The following is a 26517-nucleotide window of genomic DNA, read 5'->3' as shown; positions in this document are numbered from 1 at the left end:
GGGTGAGGCCGCGCCTGGAGGGCGCGGCCTCACCCGTTCAGGCGCGGTCGAGCGCCCGGGTCCTCGCCTGGGACAGGCAGAGCGCGCCCGCCATGAGCAGGGCGCTCACCCAGACGGGGGCGCGGTAGCCGAGCCCGCCGCCGATCGCGAGGCCGCCGAGCCACGGGCCGATCGTCGCGCCGACGTTGAACGCGGCGGTGGTGAGGCCGCCGGCGAGCGTCGGGGCGTCCGCCGCCAGGTGCAGGACGCGGGCGATCAGCGCGGGTCCGGTGCCGAATGCGAGCATGCCCTGGACGAACACCAGCGGCACGACGGCGGCGGGGGAGCCCGCGGTGAGGGCGAGGACCGTCCAGCCGGCGGCGAGGGCGGTCATGCCGGCCGCGATGAGGGCGCCCGGGTGGGCGTCGGCGACGCGGCCGCCGAGCGTGACGCCGGCGAAGGAGCCGAGCCCGAACAGCGCGAGCAGCGCGGGCACCCAGGCGGTTCCGAGGCCGGTGACGTGCGTCGCGAGCGGCGCGAGATAGGTGAAGGTGCAGAATGTCGCGCCCTGGAACAGCGCGTTCGTCGCGAGCGTGACCAGGAGCGGACGCGACGACAGGACGCGCAGCTCACCGGCCGCGCTCGTGGCGGGGGAGCGGTCGTCCGGGATCGTCCGGGCGATGGCGGCGAGCGCGGGCAGCGACACGAGGGCCACCGCCCAGAACGCCGCGCGCCAGCCGAGGCGGTCGCCGAGCAGGGCGCCGGCGGGGACGCCCGCGACGCAGGCGACGGTGACGCCGCCGACAACGACGGACGTGGCGCGGGCCCGCGCGTCCGGCGGGACGAGCGCGACGGCGGCGGCGAGCGCCACCGCCCAGAACCCGGCGTTGGCGAGCGCGGCGGCGACGCGGGTGGCGAGCAGGACGGCGTAGCTGGTGGTGACGGCGCCGAGCACGTGCGCGGCGACGAACGCGGACAGGAAGGCGAGCAGGGCGCGGCGGCGCGGCCAGCGGCGCGCGAGCAGCGACATGGCGGGCGCGCCCACCGCCATGCCGACGGCGAAGGCGGAGGTGAGCAGCCCGGCGGCGGGCACGGACACGTGCAGGCCCGCGGCGATGCCGGGCAGCAGGCCTGACAGCATGAACTCCGAGGTGCCCTGGGCGAACACGGCGAGCCCGAGGACGTAGACGGCGAGAGGCAAGGTGGAACTCCCGAGACGGCGAACAGGGGTGCGCTGTACCGGTGGGGGCGGTGCCGCGGACGGCCGTCATCGACGGCGGCGGCGTGAGGAAGGAGCCCTCGTGGCGACGCGATCGCGTCGGTGGGCGGCCCGCACCGCGGCGCGGCGGCCGTCACGGCCGGGCGCGCCGGGGGTCAGCGTCTGTTCGCCTCCGGGCTGGACATGATCGCGAGGGTACCAGCGCGGCCCCGCGGGCCGCACACGATAATCACCTGGTCGAGAGGAGACATGATGATCGTCGACGCGTGGATGCAGCATGGGACGGTCCGGTTCCTCCAGCACGAGATGCTGGACTCGCTGTGGCGGTGGACCGGGCAGAAGCCGCCGGAGGAGGAGGTGCCGGTCTCGGTCACGGTCGGCGCGATGGACGCCGGCGGGGTGGACGTCGGGCTGATCAGCGCCTGGTACGGCCCGGAGGGCGCGCTGGTGAGCAACGACGAGGTCGCGTCGTTCGTCGAGCAGGCGCCGGACCGGCTGGCGGGGGTGGCGTCGGTCGACCTGCGCAAGCCGATGGAGGCGGTGCGGGAGCTGCGGCGGTGCGTGAACGAGCTGGGGTTCAAGGCCCTGCGGGTGGTGCCGTGGCTGTGGGAGCTGCCGCCGACGGACCGGCGGTTCTACCCGCTGTTCGCCGAATGCGTGGAGCTCGGGGTCCCGTTCTGCACGCAGGTCGGGCACACCGGCCCGCTGCGGCCGAGCGAGACGGGGCGTCCGATCCCGTACGTCGACCAGGTGGCGCTGGACTTCCCGGAGCTGGTCATCGTCGGCGGCCACGTCGGGTACCCGTGGACGGAGGAGATGGTCGCCGTGTGCCGCAAGCACCCGAACGTCTACATCGACACCTCGGCGTACACGGTCCGCCGGTACCCGCCGGAGCTCGTCCGGTACATGGCGCAGGACCGGCACCACAAGGTCATGTTCGGCACGAACTTCCCGATGATCACGCCGGAGCGGGCGCTGCGGGGGCTGGACGAGCTGGGCCTGGACGACGCGGCGCGGGAGGCGTTCCTGTCCGGCAACGCCCGCGCCGTGTTCCGGATCTAGTGATCTACAACGTAAAGGCGGTCACCGGCGCAGCATCCGGCAGGCGAGCAGACCGACCGGGACGGGCGCCCAGAACGTGACCGCCCGGAACACCAGCACCGCGTGCAGTGCCGGGCCGGGCGGGACGCCCCCGGCGGCCAGCGCCGCCACCAGCGCGGCCTCGGTGGAGCCGATGCCGCCGGGCACCGGCACGGCCGCGCCCGCGGTGGCGCCGGCCAGGTAGGCGGTGAGGAGCGCGGCCGCGTCGGCCGTCCCCGCTCCCGTGCCGGGGACGGCGAGCGCGCTGAGAGCGAACGCGGCGCCGAGGACGAACGTGCCCGCGGCTGAGGCGGCGAGGGTGATCCCGAGGTCGCGGGGCCGCCGGCGCAGCTCGGTGAAGCCCGCGGCGGCCCGCCGCACCGCTGGCGACCGCAGGGCTCTGAGTACCCATGGCGCGGCCGCGGCGAGCAGCACGCCGGTGACGGCGAGCAGCGGGACCGGCGGGACGAGGGCCGCCACCCGGCCCGCCGCCCGCGCCGCGTGGTCCGCGATCGCGTCCGGCATCCGGCCGCCCCCGCCGCCCGCCGCGAGCGCGGCCGCCATCAGCAGCAACCCGCCTACCGGGCGCGCGGCCTGCTGCGCGGTCACGGCGACGGCCGCCCGCGACAGGGGCAGGCCGCGGCACACGAGGTACCGGGTGTTGACGGCGGCGGCGCCGAACCCGCCGGGCGTCACGCGGTTGGCGGCGGCCGCGGTGAACTGGGCGAGCGTCGTCTCGCGGAGCGGGAGCGCGCGGCCGGACGCGCCGCGCAGCGCGATCGCCGCGAAGACGTAGTGCAGCCCCGCGGGCACCAGCAGCAGGGGCAGGAACCCCCAGCGCAGGTCGCCGACGGCGGCGAGCGCCGCGGGGAGGGGCGTCGAGCGCAGGAGCACGGGAGCGGTGGCGGCACCGGCGGCGAGCAGGGCGGCGAGGGCGGTCCACCGGGCGAAGGGCGGGCGCGCGGTGGGTAGGCGGGGGGCCTCGGCGGACGCCGGGCGTTCGGCGTCGGCGGCGATCGTGTCCACACCGTCCGTTGTGGACCACGCGGTTGACGAACGCGCGACCGGCGCCCGCCCTGCAGGGGAATGGTCGCCGGACGCTGCGCGTCGGGGCGGGGGCGCGGCGTCCGGCGACGGAGGATCAGGCCGTCCAGGCGGGGTCGCGGCCGAGGTAGTGCAGCAGGTCGGCGATCTCGTCGCCGGGCGCGTCGATCGGGGCCGCGTACGCGCCGAACCGGCGCAGCGGCTCGACGATCTCGGTGGCGACCTTGTGCAGGTCCCGCGCGAGGCCGGCGGTGAGCGGCGGCTCCTGGCCGGTCGCGAGGGCGATGTCCCAGGCGTGCACGGCGGCGTCGAGGGCGGCGGCGCCGGCGCCCAGCCACGGGGCGAGCGAGCCGGGCGGGACCGGGACCGGTGCCTCGGCGGCGTCGCGGTCCACGGTGGCCCATGCGGCGGCGCTGGCGGTGAGGGCGGGCTCCAGCAGGGCGAGCGGCTCGGCGTCGAGGCTGCCGGACGGGGCGAACGGGTCGAAGTCGGGCCCGGGGCCGCCGGTGAGGGAGGCGGCGAACGCGAGCTGGTCCCCGGCCGCGTGCTGGAGGACCTGGGCGACCGTCCACTCGGAGCAGGGGGTGGGGCGGTCCAGGTCGGCGGCGGTGATGCCGCGGACGGTGGAGCGGAGGGCCTCGTGGGCGGTGTCGAGGACGGTCCAGCCGGAGACGGTGATCTCGTTCATGAGGACGAGTATACCAGAACGGAATGATCTGTTCCACTCAGATCTCCTTGCCGGCAGGCCCGGGCATTGGTCCACGCAATAGATTCTTTTCACCCTATGATTAGAGAGCACTACGTTGTGTGGCCGTCCCGCGGACCGGGGAGAGTGACGACCATGACCAGCGCCCACCAGCGACTGGGCGAGCGCATCAGGCATCTGCGCGGAACCGTGGACGGCCGCAGGGTGCGCCGGCTCGCGGCCGTCGGCCGGGCCCGGCGGAGCGCGCGGAGCATCGTGCTGACCTGCGGCGACTATCTGGCCATCGGCGAGCATCCGCGGGTCGTCAGGGCGATGGCGGCCGGGCTGCGCGCCGCACCGGAAGCGCCCGCGCACGGCGCCGGCCTCCCCGCCGACCATCCGCAGGTCCTGCTCGGCGCGCGTTTCGCCGGGCTGCTGGCGGCGCGGCGCGGTGTGCTGTGCCCGTCGGGGAAGGACGCGGGGACGGTCGCGCTCCAGCTCGCCGCCGGCCCCGGCACGCCCGTCTACCTGGACGCGCTGGCGCACCCGTCGCTGTGGACGGGCGCGCGGGCGGCCGGCGCCGGCACGGTCCGCTTCCACCACAACGACCTGGCCGACCTGCGCCGCCGCGTCGAGGCGGGCGGGCCCGGGGTGATCTGCGTGGACGCGGTCTACGGCACCGACGGGTCGGTGTGCCCGCTGAGCGGCCTGGTGGAGATCGCCGAAACGCACGGGTGCCTGCTGGTCGTGGACGAGTCGCACGCGATCGGCGTCCGGGGGGCGCGCGGCGAGGGCCTCGTGGGCGAGTTGGGGCTTGCGGGCCGGGTCGCCTTCCGCACCGCCGGTCTCGGCAAGGCGTTCTGCGCGCGCGCCGGCCTCATCGCCTGCGACCATCCCGCGTTCGCCGGCGCTCTCGGCGCCTCGGCGTCCGGCCCGCCGCTGCCGGCGCAGGAGGTCGCGGGGCTCGCGGCGGCGCTGGACGTCGTCCACGCCGACGGCTGGCGGCGGGACCGGGTCCGCGCGGCCACGGGGCGGCTGCGCGGCGGCCTGGCCGCGCTGGGGTTCGGCGCGGTGGACGCCGACACGCAGATCATCGCGCTGGAGATCGCCGCGGAGGCCGACGCGGTGCGGCTGCGGGACGAGTTGGCCGGGCGGGACATCTTCAGTGCCGCGCTGTTCTCGGGGATGTCCTCGTCCCGGACCCTGCTCCGCCTGGCGGTGCACGCCGGCCTCACCGACGACGACGTGGACCGCGTCCTCAGCGCCTGCAAGGAGCTGAGCGACCGGCCCGCGGCCCCCGCCCCGGCCCGCTGAACCCTGGCCCGCTGAACCCTGGCCCGCCGGACCCCGGCCCGCCGGACCCCGGCCCGCTGAACAGCGGCCGCTGAAAGCCGGACCGCGTCGGGGCGGTCCGCGCGGTCACGACACCCGTGCGCGGCGGCGCGGAACGCGGCCGCGCCGTGCCGGGGGTTCCAGAGGGCCGCCGCCCTGGGTGAAGACGTAGCGCTGGTCGCGGGTGTGGGCGCCGATGTAGCGGAGCATGCTGCGCAGCGCCCAGTGGTTGACGCCGCTGGGGATCATCCGGTAGCCCTGCCGGTTCGCGATGGCGAGTGCTGTGAACCGCGCCTGGTCGAGGGCGCTCCACGGGATGTCGAAGCGGTCGCGGACGATGGCGGGCAGGCAGCCGAAGGTGATCAGGCGCAGCGGGCGTTCGGCGACGAGGCGGCCGGCGCGGTCGAGGCGGGGGCCGCCGACGGGCAGCAGCGTGACGGTGTCGGAGCCGTGCTTGGCGATCTCCAGCGCGCGGGCGGCGGCGGGGGTGAGCTCCAGCCGCTCGGCGCAGACGTGCCAGAACTTCGACCGGAACGCGGCGTAGTCGGCGGGGACGGGGCGCATGCTGACGCCGTAGCGGGAGTACCAGGTGACGGTCTCGGCGTACATGCGCTCGTGGTCCTCGGCGGTGAGCGTGCCGGGGTGGAACAGCTCGGCGGCCTTGAAGATCTCCCAGGTGAAGGTGGCGTGCGCCCACCAGAACGTCTCGGGTTCGAGGGCGTGGTAGCGGCGGGCGAGCTCGTCGACGCCGCCGATGCCGCGGTGCAGGTCGCGGATGGCGCGGGCGCGGGCGTCGCCGTCGGGGGCGAGGATCGTCGCCCAGATCTGCGGGACGGACCGGTGGATGCGGTCGAAGGGGGCGTCGAAGAACGCGGAGTGCTCGGTGACGCCGGCGCCGATGCCGGGGTGCAGGAGCTGCATCAGCCCGGCGGCGGCGCCGGGGAGCAGGGACCGCAGGTCGGCGGCGTGCCGCCAGAGCAGGGTGCCGGGGCCGAGCGGGGCGGTGGCGGCCGCGCGGGCGTGCGGGGGCGCGGCGGTGACGGCGGGGCCGGATGCTGGGGCGGGCATCGCACCTCCTGGCCAGTGTTCACTTACATCCAGCGTACCCGGATTGAGACACGAGTCAATTTTTGTCGCATGTTCAAATGCTCCGTGAGCGTACTTTTGTGGCCCGGGCCACAGCGCGCCGCCCGAGCTTCGTCGCCGGGCGCATAGCCCGGCCGGGGCCCGCGCGGGTGCAATGGCGGCCACACGAAGGGACCTCGCGAAGGGACCTCGCCATGGGCGATGAGCACCTGTCCGCGCGCAACCGGCTGCTGTACGCGGCGGCCGGGTTCGCGGCGCTGGCGGTCGCGGCGGCGGCGATGGTGGTGGCCGGAGCCCCCTCGCCGGGACGGGCGCACCGGTTCACCGCGGTGTTCTCGCCTGCCGGCGAGGGCCTGGACCCCGGCAGGTCGGACGTAAAGGTCCGGGGAATCGCGGTCGGGCGCGTCGAGTCCGTCCGGCTGCGGCGGGACGGCCGGGTCGCCGTCGGGCTGCGGGTGGAGGCGGGCGTCGCCGTCCCCGCGACCACGCGGGCGGCGATCGAGCCCGTGTCGGTCTTCGGGCCGAAGGACCTGACCCTCGACCTCGGCACCGGGCCCGCGCTGCGCGACGGCGCGCGGATCGCCCGCACGTCCGACCCGGTGGAACTCTCCGGGATCACCGACCGCGCGTACGGCCTCACCGCCGCGATCGACCCGTCCGACGTCGCGACGGTCATGCGGACGCTGGCGTCCGGCCTGGGCGGCGAGGGGCCCGCGCTGCACCGGACGATCGTCGACGGGGCCGCGCTCGCCGACGCCGTCCACGCGCGCGAGCCGGAGATCCGGCGGCTGATCGGCGACGTCGCGGGGCTGTCGGGGACGCTCGCCGACCGCGGCGGCGCGGTCACCGGCGCGGCCGGCGACCTCGACCGGCTCGCGCCCGTGGTCTACGAGCGCCCCGACAAGGTGTCGCGGTTGCTGGACGCCGCCGGGGAGCTGTCGGACCGGGTGGGCGGCACGCTCCGCGACCACGGCGCGGACATGGGCCGCCTGGTCGACGGGACGGCGAACGCCGTGCAGGTCCTGGCCTGGCAGAACCGGCGGCTGCCGGTGCTGATGGACGTGCTGAACGAGCTGTTCCGGGGCCTCGGCGGGCTGATCCGCGTCCCGGGACCGGAGGGCACCCTGCTCGGCAGGGGAGTGGACACCTTCGACCTCGACCTGTGCACGACGTTCATCGACCTGTGCCAGGCGCCGTGACCGCGGCGAGGCGCGCCTCCAGGCCGTCGAGGAACAGGGCGAGCGCGCCGGGGTAGGCGCTGGTGACCATGGTCGCGGCCAGCGGGCCCGCGCAGGCGCTGATGTGCGGGTGGGCGTCCGGGTCCAGCCGGGCGTAGGTGGCCGTCCACGCCGCGCGGTCGGCGGCGGCGGCCTCGGCGGGCAGCGCGTTCGCCGCCGCGTCCAGCGCCGCGAACCCGAGCGTGAGGTCGACGAACTGGTGGTAGTGGCGGGCCGCGAGCGCCGGCGGGAACCCGGCCTCGCGGAAGACGCCGAGGCCCGCCTCGACGGCGCGGATCTCGTTGGGCCGGCGGGTGACGCGGGACGCGGCGAGCAGCGCGACCTGCGGGTGCGCCACGTAGGTGGCGTGCAGGTGCTCGCCGATGCTGCGCAACCGGTCGCGCCAGCCGCCGCCGGTGCGGGTGCCGGCGAGGGTGCGGCCGATCAGCTCGTCCGCGACGGCGAGCACGAGGTCGTCGGTGTCGCGGAAGTACCGGTAGATCGAGGAGGGGTCGGCGCCGAGCGCGGTGCCGAGCCGCCGGACGGTGAGGGCGCCGTCGCCGCCCTGGCCGAGCAGCCGGATCGCGGTGTCGACGATCAGCTCGTGCGACAGCACCACGCCCGACCTGGTGGGACGGCGGCGGCGCTTGCGGGCGATGACGCGGTCGGGCTGCGGGGGAGTGCGGTCCATGGGGAGCTCCTGGGGGCGGGGTCGGGACGGGCGACACCTTATGACAACACCATTGACCACAAAAGCGCGCGGGCTATTTCATATGGATCCACCGGCCGCCTACCAGGGCGAACCGGCCGGCGCGCACCATCGTCGCCCGCTCGCCACCCGTCGCCATCGCCACCCGTCGCCATCGCCACCGTCGTCCCGCGGGGCCCGTGCCCCCGCCCTCACGGATCGGGCAGCCCATGCACCCCACCCCCGCCCCGCCCGGCGCGTCCCTGAAACGGTCGCTGGGCGTCCTCGACGGCGTCGTCATCGCCGCGTCCAGCACGGCCGCGACCACCAGCATCGGCATCGGCACCGGCGTCATCGTCGGCGTCGTCGGGCTGCACGGGCCGATCCTGGCGCTGCTGGCCTTCCTGCCGGTGCTGTGCATCGGCGGCGCGTTCGCCCGGCTCAACCGGGTGGAGCCGAACGCCGGCAACGCCTACGTGTGGGTCGGGCGCGTGCTGAGCCCGTGGCTCGGCTTCCTCGTCGGCTGGGTCAACATCGTCGGCACGATCGTCTTCCTCGCCTACACCACCACGGTCACCGGCTCGGCGCTGATCCTGCTCGCGGGCGAGGCCCACGTGCACCGCCTCGGCGGGCTGGCGCTCGACCCGGACTCCAACCTCCAGGCCACCCTCCTCGGGATGGTCGTGCTCGTGGCCGTGACCCTGACGGCCGTCGCCGGGGTGAACCTCGCCGCGCGGTTCCAGCGCTGGCTGCTGGTCTTCGAGTACCTGGTGCTGCTCGGCTTCTGCGGGTACGGCCTGGTCGTCGGCGACCACCCGTTCAGCCTGGAATGGTTCAACCCGTTCGGCTTCCCGTCCCTGCACGCGCTCGCGCAGGGGATGGTGCTGTCGGTCTTCACCTACTGGGGGTTCGACGCGGTGTTCAGCGTCAGCGAGGAGGTCCGCGACCACCGCGACGCGTCCCGCGCCGGGCTCATCTCGCTGTTCACCATGCTCGCGCTGTTCCTGCTCGGCTCGGTCTCCTTCCAGCGGGTGCTGTCGGCGGACCAGATGGCCGACCACGGCGCGCAGGGCCTCACCTACTTCGGCGCGCAGCTCGCGCGGCAGCCGCTGGCCGTCCTGCCGCTGGTCGCGCTGACCTTCTCCGCCGTGGCGTCGCTGCAGGCCGGCGTCATCCCGACCGTCCGGGGCATGTTCGCGATGGGCCGCGACCGGACGCTCGGGCGGGTGTGGACGCGGGTGCACCCCCGCTACGGCACGCCCGCCGCCGGGACCGTGCTGATCGGCGCCATCGCCGCGCTGGTCGCCGGGTTCGCGCTGGTCATCCCGAAGGTCAGCACGCTCATCGAGGCCGCCGTCAACGCGATCGGCATCGTGGTCGCGCTGTACTACGGGCTGACGGCGCTGGCCGCCGCGGTCCGGTTCCGGGGGCTGCTGCGCACGTCCTTCCGGGAGGGGGTGCGGGCGGTGGTGCTGCCCGTCGCGGGAGCGCTCACCCTGTTCGTCCTGGGCACGCTGCTGTGCGTGGACTTCGCCACCTCCACCGACCACTTCGAGCTGCGCGCCGACAACGGCTGGTTCGAGCTGTCGATGCCCGCGCTGATGATCGGCTCGGGACTCGTCGCGGCGGGCTGGGCCAAGTGGGGACGCCGGTCCCCGTACTTCAACGGAGGGCGCGGCACCGACGCCGACGCCCCCGACCTGCTGCCCGGACCCGCCGCCCGCACCGCCGAACCGTGACCCGCCGAACCGTGCCCCGCCGTCCCGCAGACGAACGCGGGACGTCCCGTCCCGCCGTTCCCGCCCGTTCGAGGGAGACCGCCTTCATGACCCGCCAGACCGCCGACCTGCTGTTCACCGGCGGCCCCATGCTGACCATGGACCCGGCGCGCAGCCGGGCGACCGCGCTCGCCGTCACCGGCGGGCGGATCACCGCCGTCGGCCACGACGAGGTCCACGACCTCGCCGGCCCCGGCACCGAGGTCGTGGACCTGCGCGGCCGGCCGTTGCTGCCCGGCTTCCAGGACGCGCACGTCCACGCCGTCATGGGCGGCATCGAGCTCGGCGAGTGCGACCTGACCGGCACCGTCGACCCGGCGGAGTACCTGCGGCGCGTCCGCGCCTACGCCGACGCCCACCCCGGCCGGGAGTGGATCACCGGGGGCGGCTGGTCGATGGAGAGCTTCGCGGGCGGCACCCCCACCCGCGAGGCGCTCGACGCGGCCGTCCCCGACCGGCCCGTCTACCTGGTCAACCGCGACCACCACGGCGCCTGGGCGAACAGCAGGGCGCTGGAGCTCGCCGGGATCACCGCCGACACTCCCGACCCGTCCGACGGGCGCATCGAGCGCGACGGCGCGGGCCGCCCCACCGGCATGCTGCAGGAGGGCGCGATGATCCTCGTCGGCCGCCTGCTGCCCGCCCGCACCCGCGAGGACCGGGTCGCCGGGCTGCTGCGCGCCCAGGAGATGCTGCACGGCCTCGGCATCACCGCCTGGCAGGACGCCCTGGTGTGCGGCTCGGACGGCTACCCCGACGTGTCCGACGCCTACGCGGCGGCCGCCGCCGACGGGTCGCTGACCGCCACGGTCGTCGGCGCGCTGTGGTGGTCGCGCGCCCGCGGCGAGGAGCAGATCCCCGACCTGCTGGACAAGCGGGAGCGGCTCACCCGCGGCCGGCTGCGCTGTACCAGCGTGAAGATCATGCAGGACGGGGTCGCGGAGAACTTCACCGCCGCCATGACCGCCCCGTACCTCGACGCCTGCGGCTGCGCCACCGCCAACAGCGGCCTCAGCTTCGTCGACCCCGACGCGCTGCGCGGGTACGTCACCGCCCTGGACGCCCACGGCTTCCAGGTCCACTTCCACTCGCTCGGCGACCGCGCCGTCCGCGAGGCGCTCGACGCGGTCGAGGCCGCCCGCGTCGCCAACGGGTGGCGCGACACCCGGCCGCACCTGGCGCACCTCCAGGTCGTCCACCCGGGCGACGTCGGGCGGTTCCGCGCGCTCGGCGCGACCGCCAACATGCAGCCGCTGTGGGCCGCGCACGAACCGCAGATGGACGAGCTGACCATCCCGTTCCTCGGCTCCGAGCGCGCCGCCTGGCAGTACCCGTTCGGCGACCTGCTGCGCGCCGGGGCGACGCTCGCGGCCGGCAGCGACTGGCCGGTCAGCAGCGCCGATCCGATCGAGGGGATCCACGTCGCGGTCAACCGGGTCCTGCCCGGCGGCGGCGATGAGCCGTTCCTGCCCGAGCAGGCCCTCGACCTGGCCACCGCCCTCGCCGCCTACACCGCCGGCTCCGCTTACGTGAACCATCTCGACGACACCGGCTCGCTGCGTCCCGGCAACCGCGCCGACCTCGTCGTCCTGGACCGCGACCCGTTCGCCGGCCCCCCTGCGGCCATCGCCGAGACCCGCGTCCACCTCACCTACGTCGACGGCGCCCGGGTCCACACCGCCCCGGACGCCTGACCCCGGCGACGCGGGAGGCCCCGGCGCGGTCGTCGCGCCGGGGCCTCGCGGTGGCGTGCCGGGTCAGGCGGACGCGGGCTTGTAGACGGCGACGGCGCAGGCGCTGCCGAGGCCGATGTTGTGCTGCAGGGCGACGCGGGCGCCCTCGACCTGCCGATTGCCGGCCTTGCCGCGCAGCTGCCAGGTCAGCTCCGCGCACTGGGCGAGGCCCGTCGCGCCCAGCGGGTGGCCCTTGGAGATCAGGCCGCCGGACGGGTTGACGACCCACTTGCCGCCGTAGGTGGTGGCCTGGTCGTCGACCAGCTTGTGGCCCTCGCCGACACCGGCCATGCCGAGCGCCTCGTAGGTGATCAGCTCGTTGGCGCTGAAGCAGTCGTGCAGCTCGATGACGTCGACGTCCTCGATCGACACCTGCGCCTCGTCCATCGCCTTCCTCGCGGCGCGCTGCGAGACGCCGAACCCGACGACCTGGATGGAGGAGTGGTCGTTGAAGCTCTCGGGGGTGTCGGTGGCGATGTGGTGGCCGGCGATCTCGACGGCCTGGTCCCACAGGTCGTGCTCGTCGACGAACCGCTCGCTGACCACGACCGCGGCGGCGGCGCCGTCGGAGGTCGGGGAGCACTGCAGCTTGGTCAGCGGATCGAAGATCATCGTGGCGTTCCTGACGTCGTCGAGCGAGTACTCGGTCTGGAACTGCGCGTACGGGTTGTTCACCGAGTGCTTGTGGTTCTTCCAGCCGATCCACGCGTAGTGCTCGGGGGTGGAGCCGTACTTCTCCATGTGCTCGCGGCCGGCGTTGCCGAACATCTGCGGCATCGGCGCCTTGTCCAGCTCCCACTCGCGGCCCGCGGTCATCGACCGCAGGTGGTGGTCGATGATGGTGACCTTGGACTCGCCGACGCCCGCGCCGAGCGAGCCCTTCTTCATCTTCTCCATGCCGAGCGCGAGCGCGCAGTCGGCGAGCCCGCCGCGGACGGCCTGGCGGGCCAGGAACAGCGCGCTGGACCCGGTGGCGCAGGCGTTCATGACGGTCATCACCGGGATGCCGGTCATGCCGGTCTCGTAGAGGGCGCGCTGCCCCATCGACCCGTACATCGAGCCGGCGTACGCCATCTCGATCTTGTCGTAGGGGAGGCCGGCGTCCTGCAGCGCGTTGCCGACGGCCTCCTTGGCCATGTCGGGGTAGTCCCAGTCGCGGGAGCCCGGCTTCTCGAACTTGGTCATGCCCACGCCCACGACGAAGGTGCGGTTGGTCATCTCGGGCTCGCCCTCCTGATACCGAATCCAGTTCGGGGCCACGATAACCCGCCGGACCTACGAAGCGTTCGCTTGCCTCCCGATGATCGGGACGTCCCGGCCCGGCCGCCGGGACGCCCCGCGGGTCAGCCGTCCAGCTCCTCCGCGAGCGCGGCCGCGAAGGCGTCCACGTCGTCCTCGGTGGTGTCGAACGAGCACACCCAGCGGACCTCGCCCGTCCGCTCGTCCCAGGTGTAGAACGCGAACCGCTTGCGCAGCCGCTCCGCCGCGTCCTTCGGCACGATCGCGAACACCGTGTTCGCCTGCACGTCCTGGGTGATCCGCACGCCGGGCAGCGCGCCCGCCGCGTCCGCCAGCCGCCGCGCCATCGCGTTGGCGTGCGCGGCGTTGCGCAGCCACAGGTCGCCGTCCAGCAGCGCGACGAGCTGCGCCGACACGTACCGCATCTTCGACGCCAGCTGCATGCTCGACTTGCGCAGGAACGCCAGCCCCTCGACGGCGTCGGGGTTCAGCACGATGATCGCCTCGCCCAGCAGCAGCCCGTTCTTGGTGCCGCCGAACGACAGCACGTCCACGCCCGCGTCGGTGGTGAACGCCCGCATCGGCACCCCGAGCGCGGCGGCCGCGTTGGCGATCCGGGCGCCGTCCATGTGCACGCCGAGGCCCCGCTCGTGCGCCGCGGCGGCGACCGCCGCGACCTCCTCGGGCGTGTAGACGGTGCCGAGCTCGGTGCTCTGCGTGATCGACACCGCGGACGGCTGGCGGCGCTGGATGTTGCCGAACCCCGCCGCGTACCGCTCGACCAGTTCGGGCGTCAGCTTCCCGTCCGGCGCCGGCACCGTGATCAGCTTCAGTCCGGCGATCTTCTCGGACGCGCCGCACTCGTCGGTGTTGATGTGCGCCGACTCCGGGCACACCACCGCGCTCCACGGCTTCGACATCGCCTGCAGCGACACCACGTTCGCGCCCGTCCCGTTGAACACCAGGAACACCTCCGCCGCGGCGCCGAAGTGCCCCCGCACGACCTCGCGCAGCCGCGCGGTCACGGCGTCGTCGCCGTAGGCGGGCTGATGCCCGTCGTTCACCGCCGCCAGCGCGGCGAGGATGTCGGGGTGGACGCTGGCCTGGTTGTCGCTGGCGAAGCCGCGCTTGGGATCGGGAATGGCGAAGGTCATGTCCCCATTGTCCCGAAGGCCGCGGGCGCGGGCACCGGCCCCCGGGTCAGGCGGGCCGGTCGGTGACCCGTTCGACGACCCGGTCGGCGACGCGGTCGGTGACGACCGGGGCGACCGGGGCGACGGGCGCGACCGCCGGTTCGGCGGCGGGTGGCTCGGCCGCGCGCAGCGCCGTCCGGGCGCGCAGCGCGTCCACGTCCTCGCCGAGCCGCGCCATGGTCGCCTGGAGGTCCCGCCACAGGCCCGCGCGCTGCTCCAGCTGCGAGAGCTTGGCGCGCAGGTCGCCGATCCGCCGCTCGGCCGCCTCGATCCGGGTGCCGTGCCCGGCGGTGTCGCGGCCGGTGCGGATCAGGCTGGTGGCGACCGCGGCCAGGTCGCGCTCGGTGTCGTCCATGCGCTCGTCGATGCGCGGCAGCAGCCGGTCGTTCAGCTGCGCGACCAGCGAGTCCAGCTCGGCGCGCAGCCCGCGCACCTCCTCCTCGCGGGTGCGCAGCGCCGCGTCCTGCTCCCGGACGGTATCCTCCAGGCGGCGCACCCGTTCCCCGTGCGCGGGCAGGAACCGTTCCAGTTCCGCCGACCGTTCCAGGTCCCGGCCGAGTCTGACGAGCAGACCGGCACCGGCGCGCAGCCGGTGCTCCGCCTCGGTGGCGGCGCGGCGGACGAGACCCGGGATCACGGTCATGGCTCCCCCCAGGGGCTGTCGAGTGTTTCTCTAAACTCTAGGCGAACCGCTGGGAAACGGGAGGTGTACTTCCGGTGTTGTTCGCCGGTTTCGGACCGGTTCCCGGGGTTTGAACGGTCGTGGCCCCCGGCGCGGTCCCGGACGCGCTCACGGGCGCCTCGGCGGGCGCGCCGCCCGACCGCCGTCTGCGTCCCGGGCGCGCCGGCGGGGTGCCGCACGCGCACAGGCCGCGGCGGACGATGAGCAGGGCACGGTCGGCGGTGTAGTCCGTCCGGTCGAGCGCCGGGCGCACCCGGTGACACGTCAGGCAGAGCATAGATCTCCATTCCCCCCTCATGCGCGGGAGCGGCGCGCACGGGCCCGGCCCGCCGCCCCGTGCGCATTCCCCCCGGACGCGCTCGGGGCGGCGGGGCCCACAGGATGGCCCTCGGCTCCCAGCGGACGGAACGTTAGGCGCCCCCACGTTGCATGCACGTTGCGACCGACCGATCACACACGGTGCCGTAACCGGCCCGTTCGGGTTCCGTCGAACCGGTTGCACGGCCCGCCCGATGGGCCGATCCTCAAACCCGTCGACGTTGTCTCCGCAGGGGAAAGGCGCTGATGGTGGTGCAGAACCAGGTGGTCGCCGCGCGCCCGCCGATCGCCGAGTCGTGGCGGCGCTCGCGCGCCGCCGGGGTGGCCGCCGAGATCGCGGCGGCGCCGCTGGTGTTCGACCGCGACACCGTCGTCGACGCCCGCGGCGTCCACCCGCTCGACCCGCACCTGCCGCTGCTGCGCGACCTGCTGCGCAACGTCGCCGACGAGACCGAGCACCTGATGGTGATCACCGACGAGGCGGGGCGCGCGCTGTGGACGCAGGGCCCGCCCGCCGTCCGCCGGGAGGCCGAGCGGATCGGGCTGATGGAGGGGTTCTGCTGGTCGGAGGCGGCCGTCGGCACCAACGGCATCGGCACCGCCCTCGCCACCGGCCGCGCCGAGTACGTCTACGCCACCGAGCACGTCGCGCAGGTCCTGCACCGCTGGTCCTGCGCCGGCGCCCCGATCACCGACCCCGACACCGGCCGGATCATCGGCTGTATCGACGTCAGCGCCACCGTCGAGGCGCTGCACCCGGCGACGGTCGCGCTGGTCGCCGCCGCCGCGCGGCTCGCCGAGGCGCGGCTGGAGGTCGACATGCGGCGGCGCGACGAGCGGCTGCGCGAGCGGTTCCTCGGTCAGCTGCGCGGCGCCGGGGTGCTGGTCACCGCGTCCGGGCGGATCCTCGCCGCCCGCCGCGAGGACTGGCGGGGCCTGCGCCTGGCCGTGCCGTCCGAGGGCGGCGCCGTCACCCTGCCCGACGGCCGCGTCGCGTTCGCCGAGCCGCTCGGCGAGGTGTACCTGCTGCGGCCGGCGACCGGTGCCGGGGCAGGCGGCGCGCCCGGCCCCGCCGCGGACCGGCCCGTCCCGGACCGGCGGCCGCTGCTCACCCTCGCGCTGCTCGGCACCGACCAGCCGTCCGCGCGGCTCGACGGCGTCCACCTGCCGCTGACGCTGCGGCACGCCGAGATCCTCGCGCTGCTCGCGCTGCACCCCGAGGGCCTCAGCGGCGACCGGCTGTCCTGGCACCTGTACGGCGACGACGGCAGCCCGGTGACGGTCCGCGCCGAGATCCACCGGCTGCGGGCGCAGCTCGGCGGCATCGTCCGCGCCAAGCCGTACCGGCTGGACTGCGCGATCGACGCCGACTTCCTCACCGTCCGGCGGCTGCTGGACGAGGGCGACGTCGCCGGGGCCGTCCGGCTGTACGACGGCGAGCTGCTGCCCCGCTCGGACGCGCCCGCCGTGCGCGCCGAGCGCGACGAGCTGGCGGTGCGGATCCGCCGGTCCGCGCTGGACCGGGGCGGCGCCGACGCGCTGTGGACCTACGCCCAGACCGAGCAGGGCCGCGGGGACCTGGAGGCGCTGGAGCGGCTCAGAGAGGTCCTGCCGCAGGACGACCCGCGGCTGGCGGCCGTCGCCACGCGCCGCGCCCGCCTGCTCGACGACTAGGAGCCGACGCCCGCGTTGACCAGGTGCCCGCACTCGTTGTAGCAGACGGCGCGCAGCCCGCCGCCGTCGTCGTGCCGCCACCGCGTCACCGACGCGTTCGCGACCGGCTCCTTCTCCACTTCGAGCACCTGCTGCTCGGTGAGGTCCTCGACCAGGTAGCGGGTCATCACCACGATCGCGTCATGGGTCACCACCAGCGCCCGGCCGCCGGGGGCCTCGGCCTCCAGGTCGCGGTAGAAGCTGCGCAGCCGCAGCGCCAGGTCCGCCCAGGACTCGCCGCCGGGCGGCCGGTAGTAGAACTTGCCGAGCCGCTTCAGCCGGTCGGCCTCGTCCGGGTACCGGCGCTGCACCCCGATCCAGGTGAGGCCCTGCAGGATGCCCTGCTCGCGGTCGCGGATCCGCTCGTCCACCGTCATCCGCAGGCCGCCCGGGTCCTGCGGGCGGGCGTAGGACGTCTCGGCGAGCGCGAGGCGCGCGGTGTCCAGGGTCCGCAGGTACGGGGACACCGCGACGAGCGTCGGCCGCTCGTCCTCGGGGAGCGCGGCGAGCCAGCGGCCCAGCGCCGCCGCCTGTGCCCGGCCCCGCTCCGACAGCGGGACGTCCGCGTCGCGCTCGGGGATCCCCGTCTCCTCCGCGTCCGTGCCCTCCACCGCCTGGTAGGCGAGGTTGCCGGTGCTCTCACCGTGCCGGGTCAGGTTGAGCCACTGCAGCGAATTCACGGTCGCCATGCTGCCATGGCCGGAGCCATGCGCGGACCGCGTGCTCTACAGCCGGTAGTACTCTCTAGGGCGTGACGACCGCCCTGGCCGCCGCGATCATCGTGGTGGCGCTCCTCATCGCCGTGTACGCGCTGGTGACGGCGCTGCGCGGGCGGGCGATGGGGCTTCCCGACCTGATCGGGCTCGGGGTGCTGGAGGTGCTGCTGATCGCGCAGGCCGCCGTCGGGTTCGTCAAGCTGTCGGGGGACGAGGGGCCGAAGCACCCCGCCACGTTCATCGGCTACCTGCTGGCCGTCCTGGTGATCCCGGTCGCGGGCGCCGTGTGGGGGCTGCTGGAGCGGACCCGGTGGGGCTCCGCGGTGCTGGTGGTCGCGGGCGTCGCCGTCGCCGTCATGATCGTCCGAATGAACCAGCTGTGGAGCGGCAGTGCCTGAGCCCGACACCGGCGTCACCGGCGAACCGGCCGCCGCCCGTCCCGACGGCGAGCGGGTCCGCACCGGCACCGGCAGCGGCCCCGGCCGGCTGCTCGTCGCCGTCTACGCGATCTTCGCGCTCGCGGCCGGCGCGCGCGCGGGCGTGCAGATCGGCACCAAGTTCTCCGACGCGCCGCTGGCCTACTCCCTGTCGGCGTTCGCCGCGGCCGTCTACGTTCTGGCGACGGTCGCGCTGGCCCGCGGCGGCCGGACGTCGTTCCGGGTCGCCGTCACGGCCTGCTCGGTGGAGCTGGCCGGCGTCCTGGCGATCGGCACCCTCAGCCTCGTCGACCGCGCGGCGTTCCCGGACGCCACGGTCTGGTCCGGGTACGGCGAAGGGTACGGGTTCGTCCCGCTGGTCCTGCCGGTGGTGGGGCTGCTGTGGCTGCGCCGCACCGCCCGCCGCGCCCGCGCCGGCGGCTGATCCCCCGGGCCGCCCCGGCCGGACGGTCTGGAACCGCGCGCCCGCCGGTCCCGCGCCGGTCCCGGGGGGCGCGCGGAGCTCGTTCGTCTCCAACACGATCATCGGTCCTCGTCCCGTCGTCGGCGGGGCGGGTCAGGCCGCCGTGGTGACCGCGTCGCCGCCACCGGCGTCACCCGCGGCGACCTCCGCGGGAGCGGCGTCCGCCGGGGACGGGCCGGCGGGCTCGGCCGTCACCGGGCCCGCCTTCGCGGGCTCGGCGGTCACGGGGCTGTCGGCCGCCGGTTTCGCGGCGACCCGCGACGGCGGCGGGGGAGCGTCGGTCATGATGCGGCCGCCGATCGGCAGGCCGTGGACCGCGGCCCGCGCGATCGCCTCGACCTCCTCCGCGGAGTGCTCGGCGACCGGGTTGCGGCGCATCCAGCGCACCAGCCGCAGCGGCGGCGCGAACACGATCCCGTCGGCGGTGAACGGCGACCGGACCAGCTTGCCGCCGTGGACGGCCAGGACGGGCGTCACCGTCACCGGGGCGCCGTACCTGCCGGAGATCAGCCGCCCCGCCTCCGCGGCCCGCGCGGTCAGCCCGCCCACCAGCTTGGACTGGGTGCGGCCGTCGATGAACAGGCGGCCGCCGTGATGGGAGATCTCCGCGTCCGGCGCCCACGCCTCGTTGTGCACCAGCCACACCCCGCCCGGCCCGACGACCAGCTCGTCCGCGGTCTCGTGCCCGGGCACGACCCGGCCGTGCAGCACCCGGTGGCCGCGCCGCTCCAGCGTGAGGCGCAGCGTCCGGTCCATCCGCTCGACGCCGCGCCGCCCGCGCCGCCACACCCGGGAGGCGTTGTACAGCCGCCAGTGCACCAGCGCGTCGGCGGACGCAAGCAGGACGGCCGCCACGACTCCGAAAACAGCGTTCACCAGCAGCCCGCACAACAGCAGCGCCGCGAGCGCCAGAATTGCGCGGGTCCGCAACCGGCCTTTTCGGCCGCGCTGCCAGAGCTCCTCGTAAACCGCCTGGGGCGATCCGCCGGTGAACGCCTCACGGCCGCGGATATAGATGGACTCGCCGAGCATCACCGAACCTCCAGCACCAGCGACGACGGCCTCATTATGGCGAAAGGCGGCCGATTGCCGCCACACGTGGCGAGGTGAGGGAAACCAAACGGTAAAGCAACTTCCGGGTCCGGAGCATTGCTTACCTGGTAGTTTGCGGAGGTTGCCGGGGCGATTCCCGGGCAGAACTTTAGAGCGTTCTGCGTGGTTTATGAAATGCGCGATGCAACTATCACCGTAACCCGCAGAGGGCCTTTCGGGGCGGTGGCATTTCTCACATGGACGATCACCCGCGGCCACCGGTACGGTCGTCTGCCGCCACACTGGACGGATGCACATCAGCGCCGCCGAGGCCCTGCCGGTCCGCCATGCCGTCCCCGGGCTGCGCGCCGCGCTCGCCGCCCGCGGCGCCGCCGTCCTCGCCGCGCCGCCCGGCACCGGCAAGACCACCCTCGTCCCGCTCGCGCTGGCCGGCCTCGCCCTCGCCGCCGGCCACGGGGCGGCCCCGGGGCCGGCGGGCAAGGTCCTCGTGCTGGAACCGCGCCGGCTCGCCGCCCGCGCCGCGGCCCGCCGCATGGCCTGGCTGCTCGGCGAGCGCGTCGGCGGCAGCGTCGGCGTGATCGTCCGGGGAGAGTCCAGGCCCGGCTCCCGCGTCGACGTCGTCACCACGGGCGTGCTGCTCCAGCGCCTGCAGGACGATCCCGGCCTCGACGGCGTCGGCACGGTGATCCTCGACGAGTGCCACGAGCGGCACCTCGACGCCGACACCGCGCTGGCGTTCCTGCTGGACGTCCGCGCGGCCCTCCGCCCCGACCTGCGCCTGGTCGCCGCGTCCGCGACCGCCGACACCGGGCCGTGGGCCCGGCTCCTCGGCGGCGGCGACGGCCCCGTGCCGGTGGTGGAGACCGAGGCCGCGCTGCACCCCGTCGACGTCGTGTGGGCGCCGCCGCCGCGCCCCGTCCCGCCGCCGCACGGCATGCGCGTCGACCCCGCGCTCCTCGCGCACGTCGCCGCGACCGTCCGGCGCGCGCTCGCCGAACACGACGGCGACCTGCTGTGCTTCCTGCCCGGCGTGGGGGAGATCGGCCGCGTCGCCGGGCAGCTCGCCGGCGTCCCCGCCGAGGTGCTGCAGGTGCACGGGCAGGCGCCGCAGGCGGTGCAGGACGCCGTCCTCGCGCCCGGCACGGGGCGCCGCGTCGTCCTCGCCACGTCCGTCGCCGAGTCCAGCCTCACCGTCCCCGGGGTGCGGATCGTCGTGGACGCGGGCCTGGCCCGCGAGCCGCGCACCGACCACGCCCGCGGGCTCGGCGCGCTCACCACCGTCCGCGCGTCCCGCGCCACCGCCGAGCAGCGCGCGGGCCGCGCCGGGCGCGAGGCGCCCGGCACCGTCTACCGGTGCTGGACGCGAGCCGAGCACGACCGGCTGCCCGCCCGCCCCCGCCCGGAGATCGAGCTGGCCGACCTCGCCGGCTTCGCGCTCCAGGTCGCGTGCTGGGGCGACCCGGACGCGAGCGGCCTCGCCCTGCCCGATCCGCCGCCCGCCGCGGCGATGGACGCCGCCCGCGACGTCCTGCACGCCCTCGGCGCCGTCCGCGACGGGCGGGTCACCCCGCGCGGGCGGCTGCTGGCGAGCGTCGGCCTGCACCCCCGGCTGGCCCGCGCCCTGCTCGACGGCGCCCGCGAGGTCGGCGCGCGCGACGCGGCCCAGATCGTCGCGCTGCTGTCCGAGCCGCCGCCCCGCGCGGCCGGCGACGACCTCACCGCGGCCTGGCGCGGGCTGCGCCGCCAGTCCCGTCCCGCCGACGGCCACGCCGCCCGCTGGCGCGACGAGACCCGCCGCCTCGCCAGGTCCCTGCCCGCGGCGGCGGACCGGCCCGGCGAGCCCGCGCGCGGCGGCGACGACCTGGTGGCGGGGAGCGTGGTGGCGCTGGCGTTCCCGGAGCGGGTGGCGCGGGCGCGGCCGGGCGGCGGCGGCTACCTGATGGCGTCCGGGACGGGGGCGGTGCTCGCGGACGGGTCGGCGCTGGCCGGCGCGCGGGCGCGGTGGCTGGCGGTGGCGGCGGCCGACCGCCCGGCCGGGTCGGCGTCGGCGCGGGTGCGGCAGGCCGTCGTGATCGACGAGGACGTGGCCCGGGCCGCGGCCGCGCCCCTGCTGGAGACGGCGGACGAGGTGGCCTGGCGGGACGGGGACGTGGTGGCGCGGCGGGTCGAGCGGCTCGGCGCGATCGAGCTGGACGCGCGGCCGCTGCGCGACCCCGACCCGGAGCTGGTGCGGGCGGCGCTGCTGGACGGCGTGCGGGCCGAGGGCCTCGGGCTGCTGGACTGGACGCCGGCGGCCGTCGCGCTGCGGGAGCGGCTGGCGTTCCTGCACGGCGCGCTCGGCGACCCGTGGCCGGCGGTCGGCGACGCGGCGCTGCTGGACCGCGCGCCCGAGTGGCTGGCGGGCGCGCGGCGGCGGTCGGACCTGCGGCGGGTCGACGTGGCGGCGATGCTGCGGGGGCTGCTGCCGTGGGAGGCGGCGTCGCGGCTGGACGAGTACGCGCCGGAGCGGATCGAGGTGCCGTCGGGGTCGCGGATCCGGGTGGACTACGGCGGCGAGCGCCCGGTGCTGGCGGTCAAGCTGCAGGAGCTGTTCGGCTGGGACGCGGCGCCCCGGCTCGCGGGCGGGCGGGTGCCGCTGGTGGTGCACCTGCTGTCGCCGGCGGGCCGGCCGGCGGCCGTCACCGCGGACCTCGCGACGTTCTGGCGCGAGGGCTACAAGGCCGTCCGGGCGGAGCTGCGCGGCCGCTACCCGAAGCACCCCTGGCCCGAAGACCCCACCACGGCGGCGCCGACCCGCCGTACCAACCCCCGCCGCTGACCCCCGCGCCCGCCGCCGGGGACCCCGGCTGCGCCGCCGGTGTCAGGCGCGGGAGGCGACGAGGACCTCGATGCCGTCGAGGATGCGCGCGAGGCCGAACTCGAAGGCGTGCGCGGGGGCGACGGCGGCGTTGTGCTCCATGCCGGCGGCGGTGCCGACGCGGGAGCTGAGCGGATAGTCCTGGCCGCCGGTGTCGATCTCCTCCAGCAGCGGCGCGAGGGCCTCCCACCACTGGGCGTCGGTCATGCCGCTGCGCCGCTCGGCCTCGGCGGCGTTGACCGAGACGCGCGCCGAGCTCTCGGCGAAGCCGGTGACGAGCGCGACGACGGAGTCCATCTCCAGGTCGGTGAGGCCGATGCCGTCGACGGCGCGCAGCTCGGCCTCGTACTTGGCGAACACGGCGGGGCCCATGGGCGGGCGGACGGCGGCGACGTGCAGCAGCCAGGGGTGGCGGTGGTAGAGGTCCCAGTTGTCGCGGGCGATGTGCTCGAGCCTGGCCCGCCAGCCGCCCGGCACGCCGTCGGCGGGGGTGAGCTCGGCCATGGCGCGGTCGAGCATGACGTCGATCAGCTCGGCCTTCCCGGGGACGTAGGTGTAGATCGACATCGGCGCGACGCCGAGCTCGTCGGCGATGCGGCGCATGGACAGCGCGTCCAGCCCCTCGGCGTCGGCCAGGGCGATCGCGGTGCGGACGATGCGCTCGGCGCTGAGCTTGGGCTTGGGGCCGCGCTTGGGCCGGTCGGGCACGCCCCACAGGAGCTCCAGGCTGCGCCGCGGGTCACCGCCCCCGCTGTACTCGGTCGTCACGCCCGCATCCTCCCAGGGATGAAACTCTGTACGACGTACGTTATAGTCTCCGCGATGGTTAATCCGTATTGCGTACGGAGTTTCGGGAGACCCATGACAGAGCCACGGGCCGCGGTCGACGCGGCCGGACTGCGCAAGACCTACGGCGGGACCGCCGCCCTGGACGGGCTGGACCTGCGGGTGCCCGCCGGCACCGTGCACGGCCTGCTCGGCCCCAACGGCGCGGGCAAGACCACCTGCGTGCGCGTCCTCACCACGCTCGCCCGCCCGGACGGGGGCCGCGCCGCCGTCGCCGGGCACGACGTCGTCCGGGCCCCCGAGCTGGTCCGGACCCGGATCGGCCTCGTCGGGCAGCACGCCGCCGTCGACGAGGTGCTCACCGGCCGGCAGAACCTCGTCATGTTCGGCCGCCTCCACCACCTCGGCGTCCGCGGGGCGCGGCGGCGGGCGGACGAGCTGCTGGAGCGGTTCCGGCTCGCCGACGCCGCCGACCGCCCCGCCGGGACGTACTCCGGCGGCATGCGGCGGCGCCTCGACCTCGCCGCCGGGATGATCCTCGCGCCCGCCGTGCTGTTCCTCGACGAGCCCACCACCGGCCTCGACCCGCGCAGCCGCATCGAGGTGTGGGACGCGGTCCGCGCGCTCGCGGGCGGCGGCACCACCGTCGTCCTCACCACGCAGTACCTGGAGGAGGCCGACCGGCTCGCCGACGCCGTGTCGGTGATCGACCGCGGCCGGGTGATCGCCGAGGGCGCGCCGGACCGGCTGAAGTCCCGGCTCGGCGGCGACCGGCTGCGGATCGTCGTCGAGGACCCCGGCGCGCTCGGCGCCGCCGCCGCGATCGCCGGCCGGGTGTCCGGCGCCGAACCGGAGGTGGACGCCGGCGCCCTGGCGGTCGGCGCGCCCGTCACCGACCCGGTCGCCGCGCTCACCGGCGCCGTCCGCGCGCTGGACGAGGCGGGCGTGCGGGTCGCCGACATCGGCGTGCGCCGCCCCACCCTGGACGAGGTGTTCCTGCACCTCACCGGCGGCCCCGCCGCAGGATCCGAAGGGCCGGCCCGCGACGAGCCGGCGCACGACGACGAGGAGGTCTCCGCGTGACCGCGCCCACGTACGTCCCGCAGGTCCCGCGCACCCCACTCGGGCGGCTGCGCTGGGCGGCCGCCGACGGCTGGACGCTCACCCTGCGTGCCCTCGCGCACTGGGCGAAGCGCCCCGAGCAGCTCGCGATGAGCCTGCTGTTCCCGGTGATGGTCGTGCTGATGATGGGCTACCTGTTCGGCGGCCAGATGGACGTCCCCGGCGGGGACTACCGGGCGTTCATCGTCCCCGGCATGTTCGCCATGACGATGGTGTTCGGCGTCGAGAGCACCTTCACCGCGATCGCCGTCGACGCCGCCCGGGGCGTCTCCGACCGGTTCCGGGCCATGCCGATGGCGCCGTCGGCCGTCGTCGTCGGGCGCGGCGCCGCCGACCTGGTCGACGCGCTCCTCGTGCTCGCGGTCATGGCGGTGTGCGGCGTGCTGATCGGCTGGCGCGTGCACGGCGGGGCCGGCGCGGCGCTCGCGGGCCTCGGCCTGCTGCTGCTCCTGCGGTTCGCGCTGGTCTGGGTCGGGATCTACCTCGGCCTGGTCGCCAAGGGCCCCGAGTCGGTCATGATGATCCAGATCCTGGTGTGGCCGGTCGGGTTCCTGTCCAGCGCGCTCGTCGCGCCGAGCACCATGCCGGCCTGGCTCGGCGCGGTCGCCGAGTGGAACCCGATGTCGGCGACCGTCACCGCGTGCCGCGACCTGTTCGGCGACCCGTCGCGGGACGCGCTGGCGAGCGGCTCGTGGGCGGCCGGGCACAGCGCGCTGCTCGCGGTCGCGTGGCCGCTGGCGATCACGGCGGTGTTCTTCCCGCTGGCCGTCCGCCGCCACCGCGCGCTCGGCCGCTAGCGCCCCCCGGCTCCCTGCCTTGGGCGCGCCGCCTCCAACGCGCTGCCTCCAGCGCGCTTTAGCGGGCGCGGCCGAGCAGTTCGGCGCGGTGCCGGGCCAGGGCCAGGGCGGGGTAGCACGCCTCGGGCAGCGGTTCCGCGTCGTTCAGCGCGGTGCGGAGCCGCTCGCCCACGGCCGCCGCGTCGTAGGGCTGGACGACGCACAACTCGGCCTGCATCGCCTGCCGCGCCGCCGTCATCAGCGCCGGGACGTCACCGACGATCACGACCTCGGTGGGGGAGTCGCCGTAGGACAGCCGGACCGCCAGCGCGTGCATGCCCGCCGTGCCCGCGTCCTCGTAGCGGAACTCGCACACCAGCCGGTCGCCGTCCAGCGGGCCCTCCTGGATCAGCCACGCCTGCCCGGGGACGACGCGGCCGAGCGAGCCCTCCCACGGCGGCGCCGGGAGATCGCGCAGCGCGTCCGCCGCCTTGCCCGCGGCGGTGCGCCCGACGGACGGGCCGATCGCGGCGAGCGCGCGCAGGAACGTCCGGGCGCCGGGCGTCGCCGCGGCCCGCAGCGACATGATCAGGTCGCCGAGCGCGGCGCGCCGGCCCGCCTCGTGCGGGGCGGCGGCCTCCAGCGTCCCGAGCTGCGCGGACGTCCACACCTCGGCCTGCAGTGCGCCGGGCAGCGCGGGCAGCGCGTCCGCCTCCCGGACGAACGCCGCGTAGACCTCGCGGAGGCCGGGAAGCATCAGCCGCGGGCCGGGGGACGGTCGGGTCCTGCTCATCCGACCAGCCTAGGGGACGCGCCTCCGTGGTCCCCGTCACGCCGCCCCAGGCCGGGCGGGCCGGGGTCAGGCGGGGACGGTGAGCAGCGTCCGCCCGCCGGGGCCGATCGTGCGGACCTCGAAGCGCCTGATGTCGGCGGGCTTGACCGCGGCGCCGCCCTGCACGGTCAGCCGCGGCTGCGGCGAGCCGGGCAGGCCGTACCCCTTGGCGGGGACGGACCAGCCGGCGACGGTGTGGGCGCGGCCCGCGCCGTCCACCGCGACGAGCTCGCACTCCAGCGGCCCGCGGACCTTGCTGAGCTGCAGCGCGACCCGGCTGCCCCACGGGGTCCCCTGCGTCGCGACGGTCCCGGACGCCCCCGTCCCCGCGTCGGAGGCGGCCGTGCGGTGCCCGTCGCGCAGCAGCGCGGCGGCGCCGTCGGCCGCCCCCGACGCGCGCGCGGGAGTGGGGGACCGGTCGGCGCCGACGGTGTACCCGGTGCCGAGCGCGCCGGCCAGCAGGACGAGCCCGGCGGCGGCGCCCACCAG

The 26517-nt window shown here is 75.9% G+C and carries 23 protein-coding genes and 1 pseudogene; 11 read left to right on the top strand and 13 right to left on the bottom strand.

Annotated features, from left to right (window positions below; all coding sequences use genetic code 11):
* Positions 1 to 37: 37 nt before the first annotated feature.
* Positions 38 to 1180, bottom strand: a complete 1143-nt coding sequence (locus amrb99_RS33435; RefSeq protein WP_190863735.1) for a Cmx/CmrA family chloramphenicol efflux MFS transporter — start codon at positions 1178 to 1180, stop codon at positions 38 to 40.
* Between the two features lie 267 nt (positions 1181 to 1447).
* Here amrb99_RS33435 and amrb99_RS33430 point away from each other — a divergent pair, with 267 nt between their 5' ends.
* Positions 1448 to 2260, top strand: a complete 813-nt coding sequence (locus tag amrb99_RS33430; RefSeq protein WP_190863734.1) for an amidohydrolase family protein — start codon at positions 1448 to 1450, stop codon at positions 2258 to 2260.
* A gap of 21 nt (positions 2261 to 2281) precedes the next feature.
* Here the strand turns inward: amrb99_RS33430 and amrb99_RS33425 are convergent, their stop codons facing one another.
* Both amrb99_RS33425 and amrb99_RS33420 read right to left on the bottom strand, forming a co-directional pair.
* Positions 2282 to 3304 (bottom strand): lysylphosphatidylglycerol synthase domain-containing protein, encoded by a 1023-nt coding sequence (locus amrb99_RS33425; RefSeq protein ID WP_190863733.1) that lies wholly within the window; start codon positions 3302 to 3304, stop codon positions 2282 to 2284.
* A gap of 115 nt (positions 3305 to 3419) precedes the next feature.
* Positions 3420 to 4010 carry a TIGR03086 family metal-binding protein gene (locus amrb99_RS33420; RefSeq protein ID WP_190863731.1) on the bottom strand — a complete coding sequence of 197 codons (591 nt, stop codon included), beginning with the start codon at positions 4008 to 4010 and terminating at the stop codon, positions 3420 to 3422.
* Positions 4011 to 4163: 153 nt separating this feature from the next.
* Between amrb99_RS33420 and amrb99_RS33415 the strand changes: the two genes are divergently transcribed.
* Positions 4164 to 5321 carry an aminotransferase class I/II-fold pyridoxal phosphate-dependent enzyme gene (locus tag amrb99_RS33415; RefSeq protein ID WP_190863729.1) on the top strand — a complete coding sequence of 386 codons (1158 nt, stop codon included), beginning with the start codon at positions 4164 to 4166 and terminating at the stop codon, positions 5319 to 5321.
* 105 nt (positions 5322 to 5426) lie between these two features.
* Here the strand turns inward: amrb99_RS33415 and amrb99_RS33410 are convergent, their stop codons facing one another.
* The gene (locus amrb99_RS33410) at positions 5427 to 6407 is read right to left on the bottom strand and encodes an oxygenase MpaB family protein (RefSeq protein ID WP_190863727.1); all 981 of its coding nucleotides are present in this window, start codon (positions 6405 to 6407) and stop codon (positions 5427 to 5429) included.
* 212 nt (positions 6408 to 6619) lie between these two features.
* Between amrb99_RS33410 and amrb99_RS33405 the strand changes: the two genes are divergently transcribed.
* A complete protein-coding gene (locus amrb99_RS33405) occupies positions 6620 to 7624 on the top strand; it encodes an MCE family protein (RefSeq protein ID WP_190863725.1) in 1005 nt (334 codons plus the stop codon).
* Here the strand turns inward: amrb99_RS33405 and amrb99_RS33400 are convergent.
* Positions 7599 to 8333, bottom strand: a complete 735-nt coding sequence (locus amrb99_RS33400; protein ID WP_190863723.1) for a TetR/AcrR family transcriptional regulator — start codon at positions 8331 to 8333, stop codon at positions 7599 to 7601. The genes amrb99_RS33405 and amrb99_RS33400 overlap by 26 nt on opposite strands.
* Before the next feature lie 227 nt (positions 8334 to 8560).
* Between amrb99_RS33400 and amrb99_RS33395 the strand changes: the two genes are divergently transcribed.
* Both amrb99_RS33395 and amrb99_RS33390 read left to right on the top strand, forming a co-directional pair.
* Positions 8561 to 10069, top strand: a complete 1509-nt coding sequence (locus tag amrb99_RS33395) for an APC family permease (protein WP_190863720.1) — start codon at positions 8561 to 8563, stop codon at positions 10067 to 10069.
* An 86-nt stretch (positions 10070 to 10155) separates the two neighbouring features.
* A complete protein-coding gene (locus tag amrb99_RS33390; RefSeq protein WP_190863718.1) occupies positions 10156 to 11802 on the top strand; it encodes an amidohydrolase in 1647 nt (548 codons plus the stop codon).
* A 63-nt stretch (positions 11803 to 11865) separates the two neighbouring features.
* Here amrb99_RS33390 and amrb99_RS33385 read toward each other — a convergent pair whose 3' ends face one another.
* The 3 genes from amrb99_RS33385 to amrb99_RS33375 form a co-directional block, all read right to left on the bottom strand.
* Positions 11866 to 13059 (bottom strand): lipid-transfer protein, encoded by a 1194-nt coding sequence (locus amrb99_RS33385; RefSeq protein ID WP_190863716.1) that lies wholly within the window; start codon positions 13057 to 13059, stop codon positions 11866 to 11868.
* 125 nt (positions 13060 to 13184) lie between these two features.
* Positions 13185 to 14234, bottom strand: coding sequence for a beta-eliminating lyase-related protein (locus tag amrb99_RS33380; protein WP_190863714.1), 1050 nt, complete (start codon positions 14232 to 14234; stop codon positions 13185 to 13187).
* 46 nt (positions 14235 to 14280) lie between these two features.
* Positions 14281 to 14916 (bottom strand): hypothetical protein, encoded by a 636-nt coding sequence (locus amrb99_RS33375; protein ID WP_190863712.1) that lies wholly within the window; start codon positions 14914 to 14916, stop codon positions 14281 to 14283.
* A gap of 603 nt (positions 14917 to 15519) precedes the next feature.
* Between amrb99_RS33375 and amrb99_RS33370 the strand changes: the two genes are divergently transcribed.
* Positions 15520 to 16947, top strand: coding sequence for a helix-turn-helix domain-containing protein (locus amrb99_RS33370; RefSeq protein WP_190863710.1), 1428 nt, complete (start codon positions 15520 to 15522; stop codon positions 16945 to 16947).
* Here amrb99_RS33370 and amrb99_RS33365 read toward each other — a convergent pair.
* Entirely contained in the window at positions 16944 to 17675 is a 732-nt protein-coding gene (locus amrb99_RS33365; protein WP_190863708.1) for a histidine phosphatase family protein, read from the bottom strand. The two genes, amrb99_RS33370 and amrb99_RS33365, sit on opposite strands and share 4 nt — an antisense overlap.
* Before the next feature lie 62 nt (positions 17676 to 17737).
* On the opposite strand from amrb99_RS33365, the gene amrb99_RS33360 reads away from it, so the two are divergent.
* Both amrb99_RS33360 and amrb99_RS33355 read left to right on the top strand, forming a co-directional pair.
* On the top strand, positions 17738 to 18100 hold the full coding sequence (locus tag amrb99_RS33360) for a hypothetical protein (protein ID WP_190863706.1): 363 nt from the start codon (positions 17738 to 17740) through the stop codon (positions 18098 to 18100).
* 88 nt (positions 18101 to 18188) lie between these two features.
* Positions 18189 to 18563 (top strand): hypothetical protein, encoded by a 375-nt coding sequence (locus amrb99_RS33355; RefSeq protein ID WP_190863821.1) that lies wholly within the window; start codon positions 18189 to 18191, stop codon positions 18561 to 18563.
* A gap of 132 nt (positions 18564 to 18695) precedes the next feature.
* Here amrb99_RS33355 and amrb99_RS33350 read toward each other — a convergent pair whose 3' ends face one another.
* Complete coding sequence (locus amrb99_RS33350; RefSeq protein ID WP_190863704.1) at positions 18696 to 19634, bottom strand: NERD domain-containing protein; 939 nt, start codon at positions 19632 to 19634, stop codon at positions 18696 to 18698.
* Positions 19635 to 19944: 310 nt separating this feature from the next.
* Here amrb99_RS33350 and hrpB point away from each other — a divergent pair, with 310 nt between their 5' ends.
* Positions 19945 to 22473 (top strand): ATP-dependent helicase HrpB, encoded by a 2529-nt coding sequence (gene hrpB, locus amrb99_RS33345; RefSeq protein WP_190863701.1) that lies wholly within the window; start codon positions 19945 to 19947, stop codon positions 22471 to 22473.
* Between the two features lie 42 nt (positions 22474 to 22515).
* On the opposite strand, the gene amrb99_RS33340 is transcribed toward hrpB, so the two are convergent.
* Positions 22516 to 23280, bottom strand: coding sequence for a TetR/AcrR family transcriptional regulator C-terminal domain-containing protein (locus amrb99_RS33340; protein WP_190863699.1), 765 nt, complete (start codon positions 23278 to 23280; stop codon positions 22516 to 22518).
* Between the two features lie 93 nt (positions 23281 to 23373).
* On the opposite strand from amrb99_RS33340, the gene amrb99_RS33335 reads away from it, so the two are divergent.
* Together amrb99_RS33335 and amrb99_RS33330 are read left to right on the top strand one after the other, a co-directional pair.
* Entirely contained in the window at positions 23374 to 24381 is a 1008-nt protein-coding gene (locus tag amrb99_RS33335) for an ATP-binding cassette domain-containing protein (protein WP_190863697.1), read from the top strand.
* A complete protein-coding gene (locus amrb99_RS33330) occupies positions 24378 to 25217 on the top strand; it encodes an ABC transporter permease (protein ID WP_190863695.1) in 840 nt (279 codons plus the stop codon). Before amrb99_RS33335 ends, amrb99_RS33330 begins: the two co-directional genes overlap by 4 nt.
* 58 nt (positions 25218 to 25275) lie before the next feature.
* On the opposite strand, the gene amrb99_RS33325 is transcribed toward amrb99_RS33330, so the two are convergent.
* Together amrb99_RS33325 and amrb99_RS33320 are read right to left on the bottom strand one after the other, a co-directional pair.
* Positions 25276 to 25989: a hypothetical protein gene (locus amrb99_RS33325; RefSeq protein WP_190863693.1), complete on the bottom strand. Its 714-nt coding sequence runs from the start codon at positions 25987 to 25989 to the stop codon at positions 25276 to 25278.
* A 66-nt stretch (positions 25990 to 26055) separates the two neighbouring features.
* Positions 26056 to 26517 (bottom strand): annotated as a pseudogene (locus amrb99_RS33320) (hypothetical protein); the annotation flags it as partial.

The sequence above is a fragment of the Actinomadura sp. RB99 genome (assembly GCF_014706005.1).
In the GTDB taxonomy this organism is placed as follows: Bacteria; Actinomycetota; Actinomycetes; order Streptosporangiales; family Streptosporangiaceae; genus Spirillospora.
The sequence above is the reverse complement of the archived record's forward strand: the minus strand, read 5'-3'. Positions and strand labels throughout refer to the sequence as shown.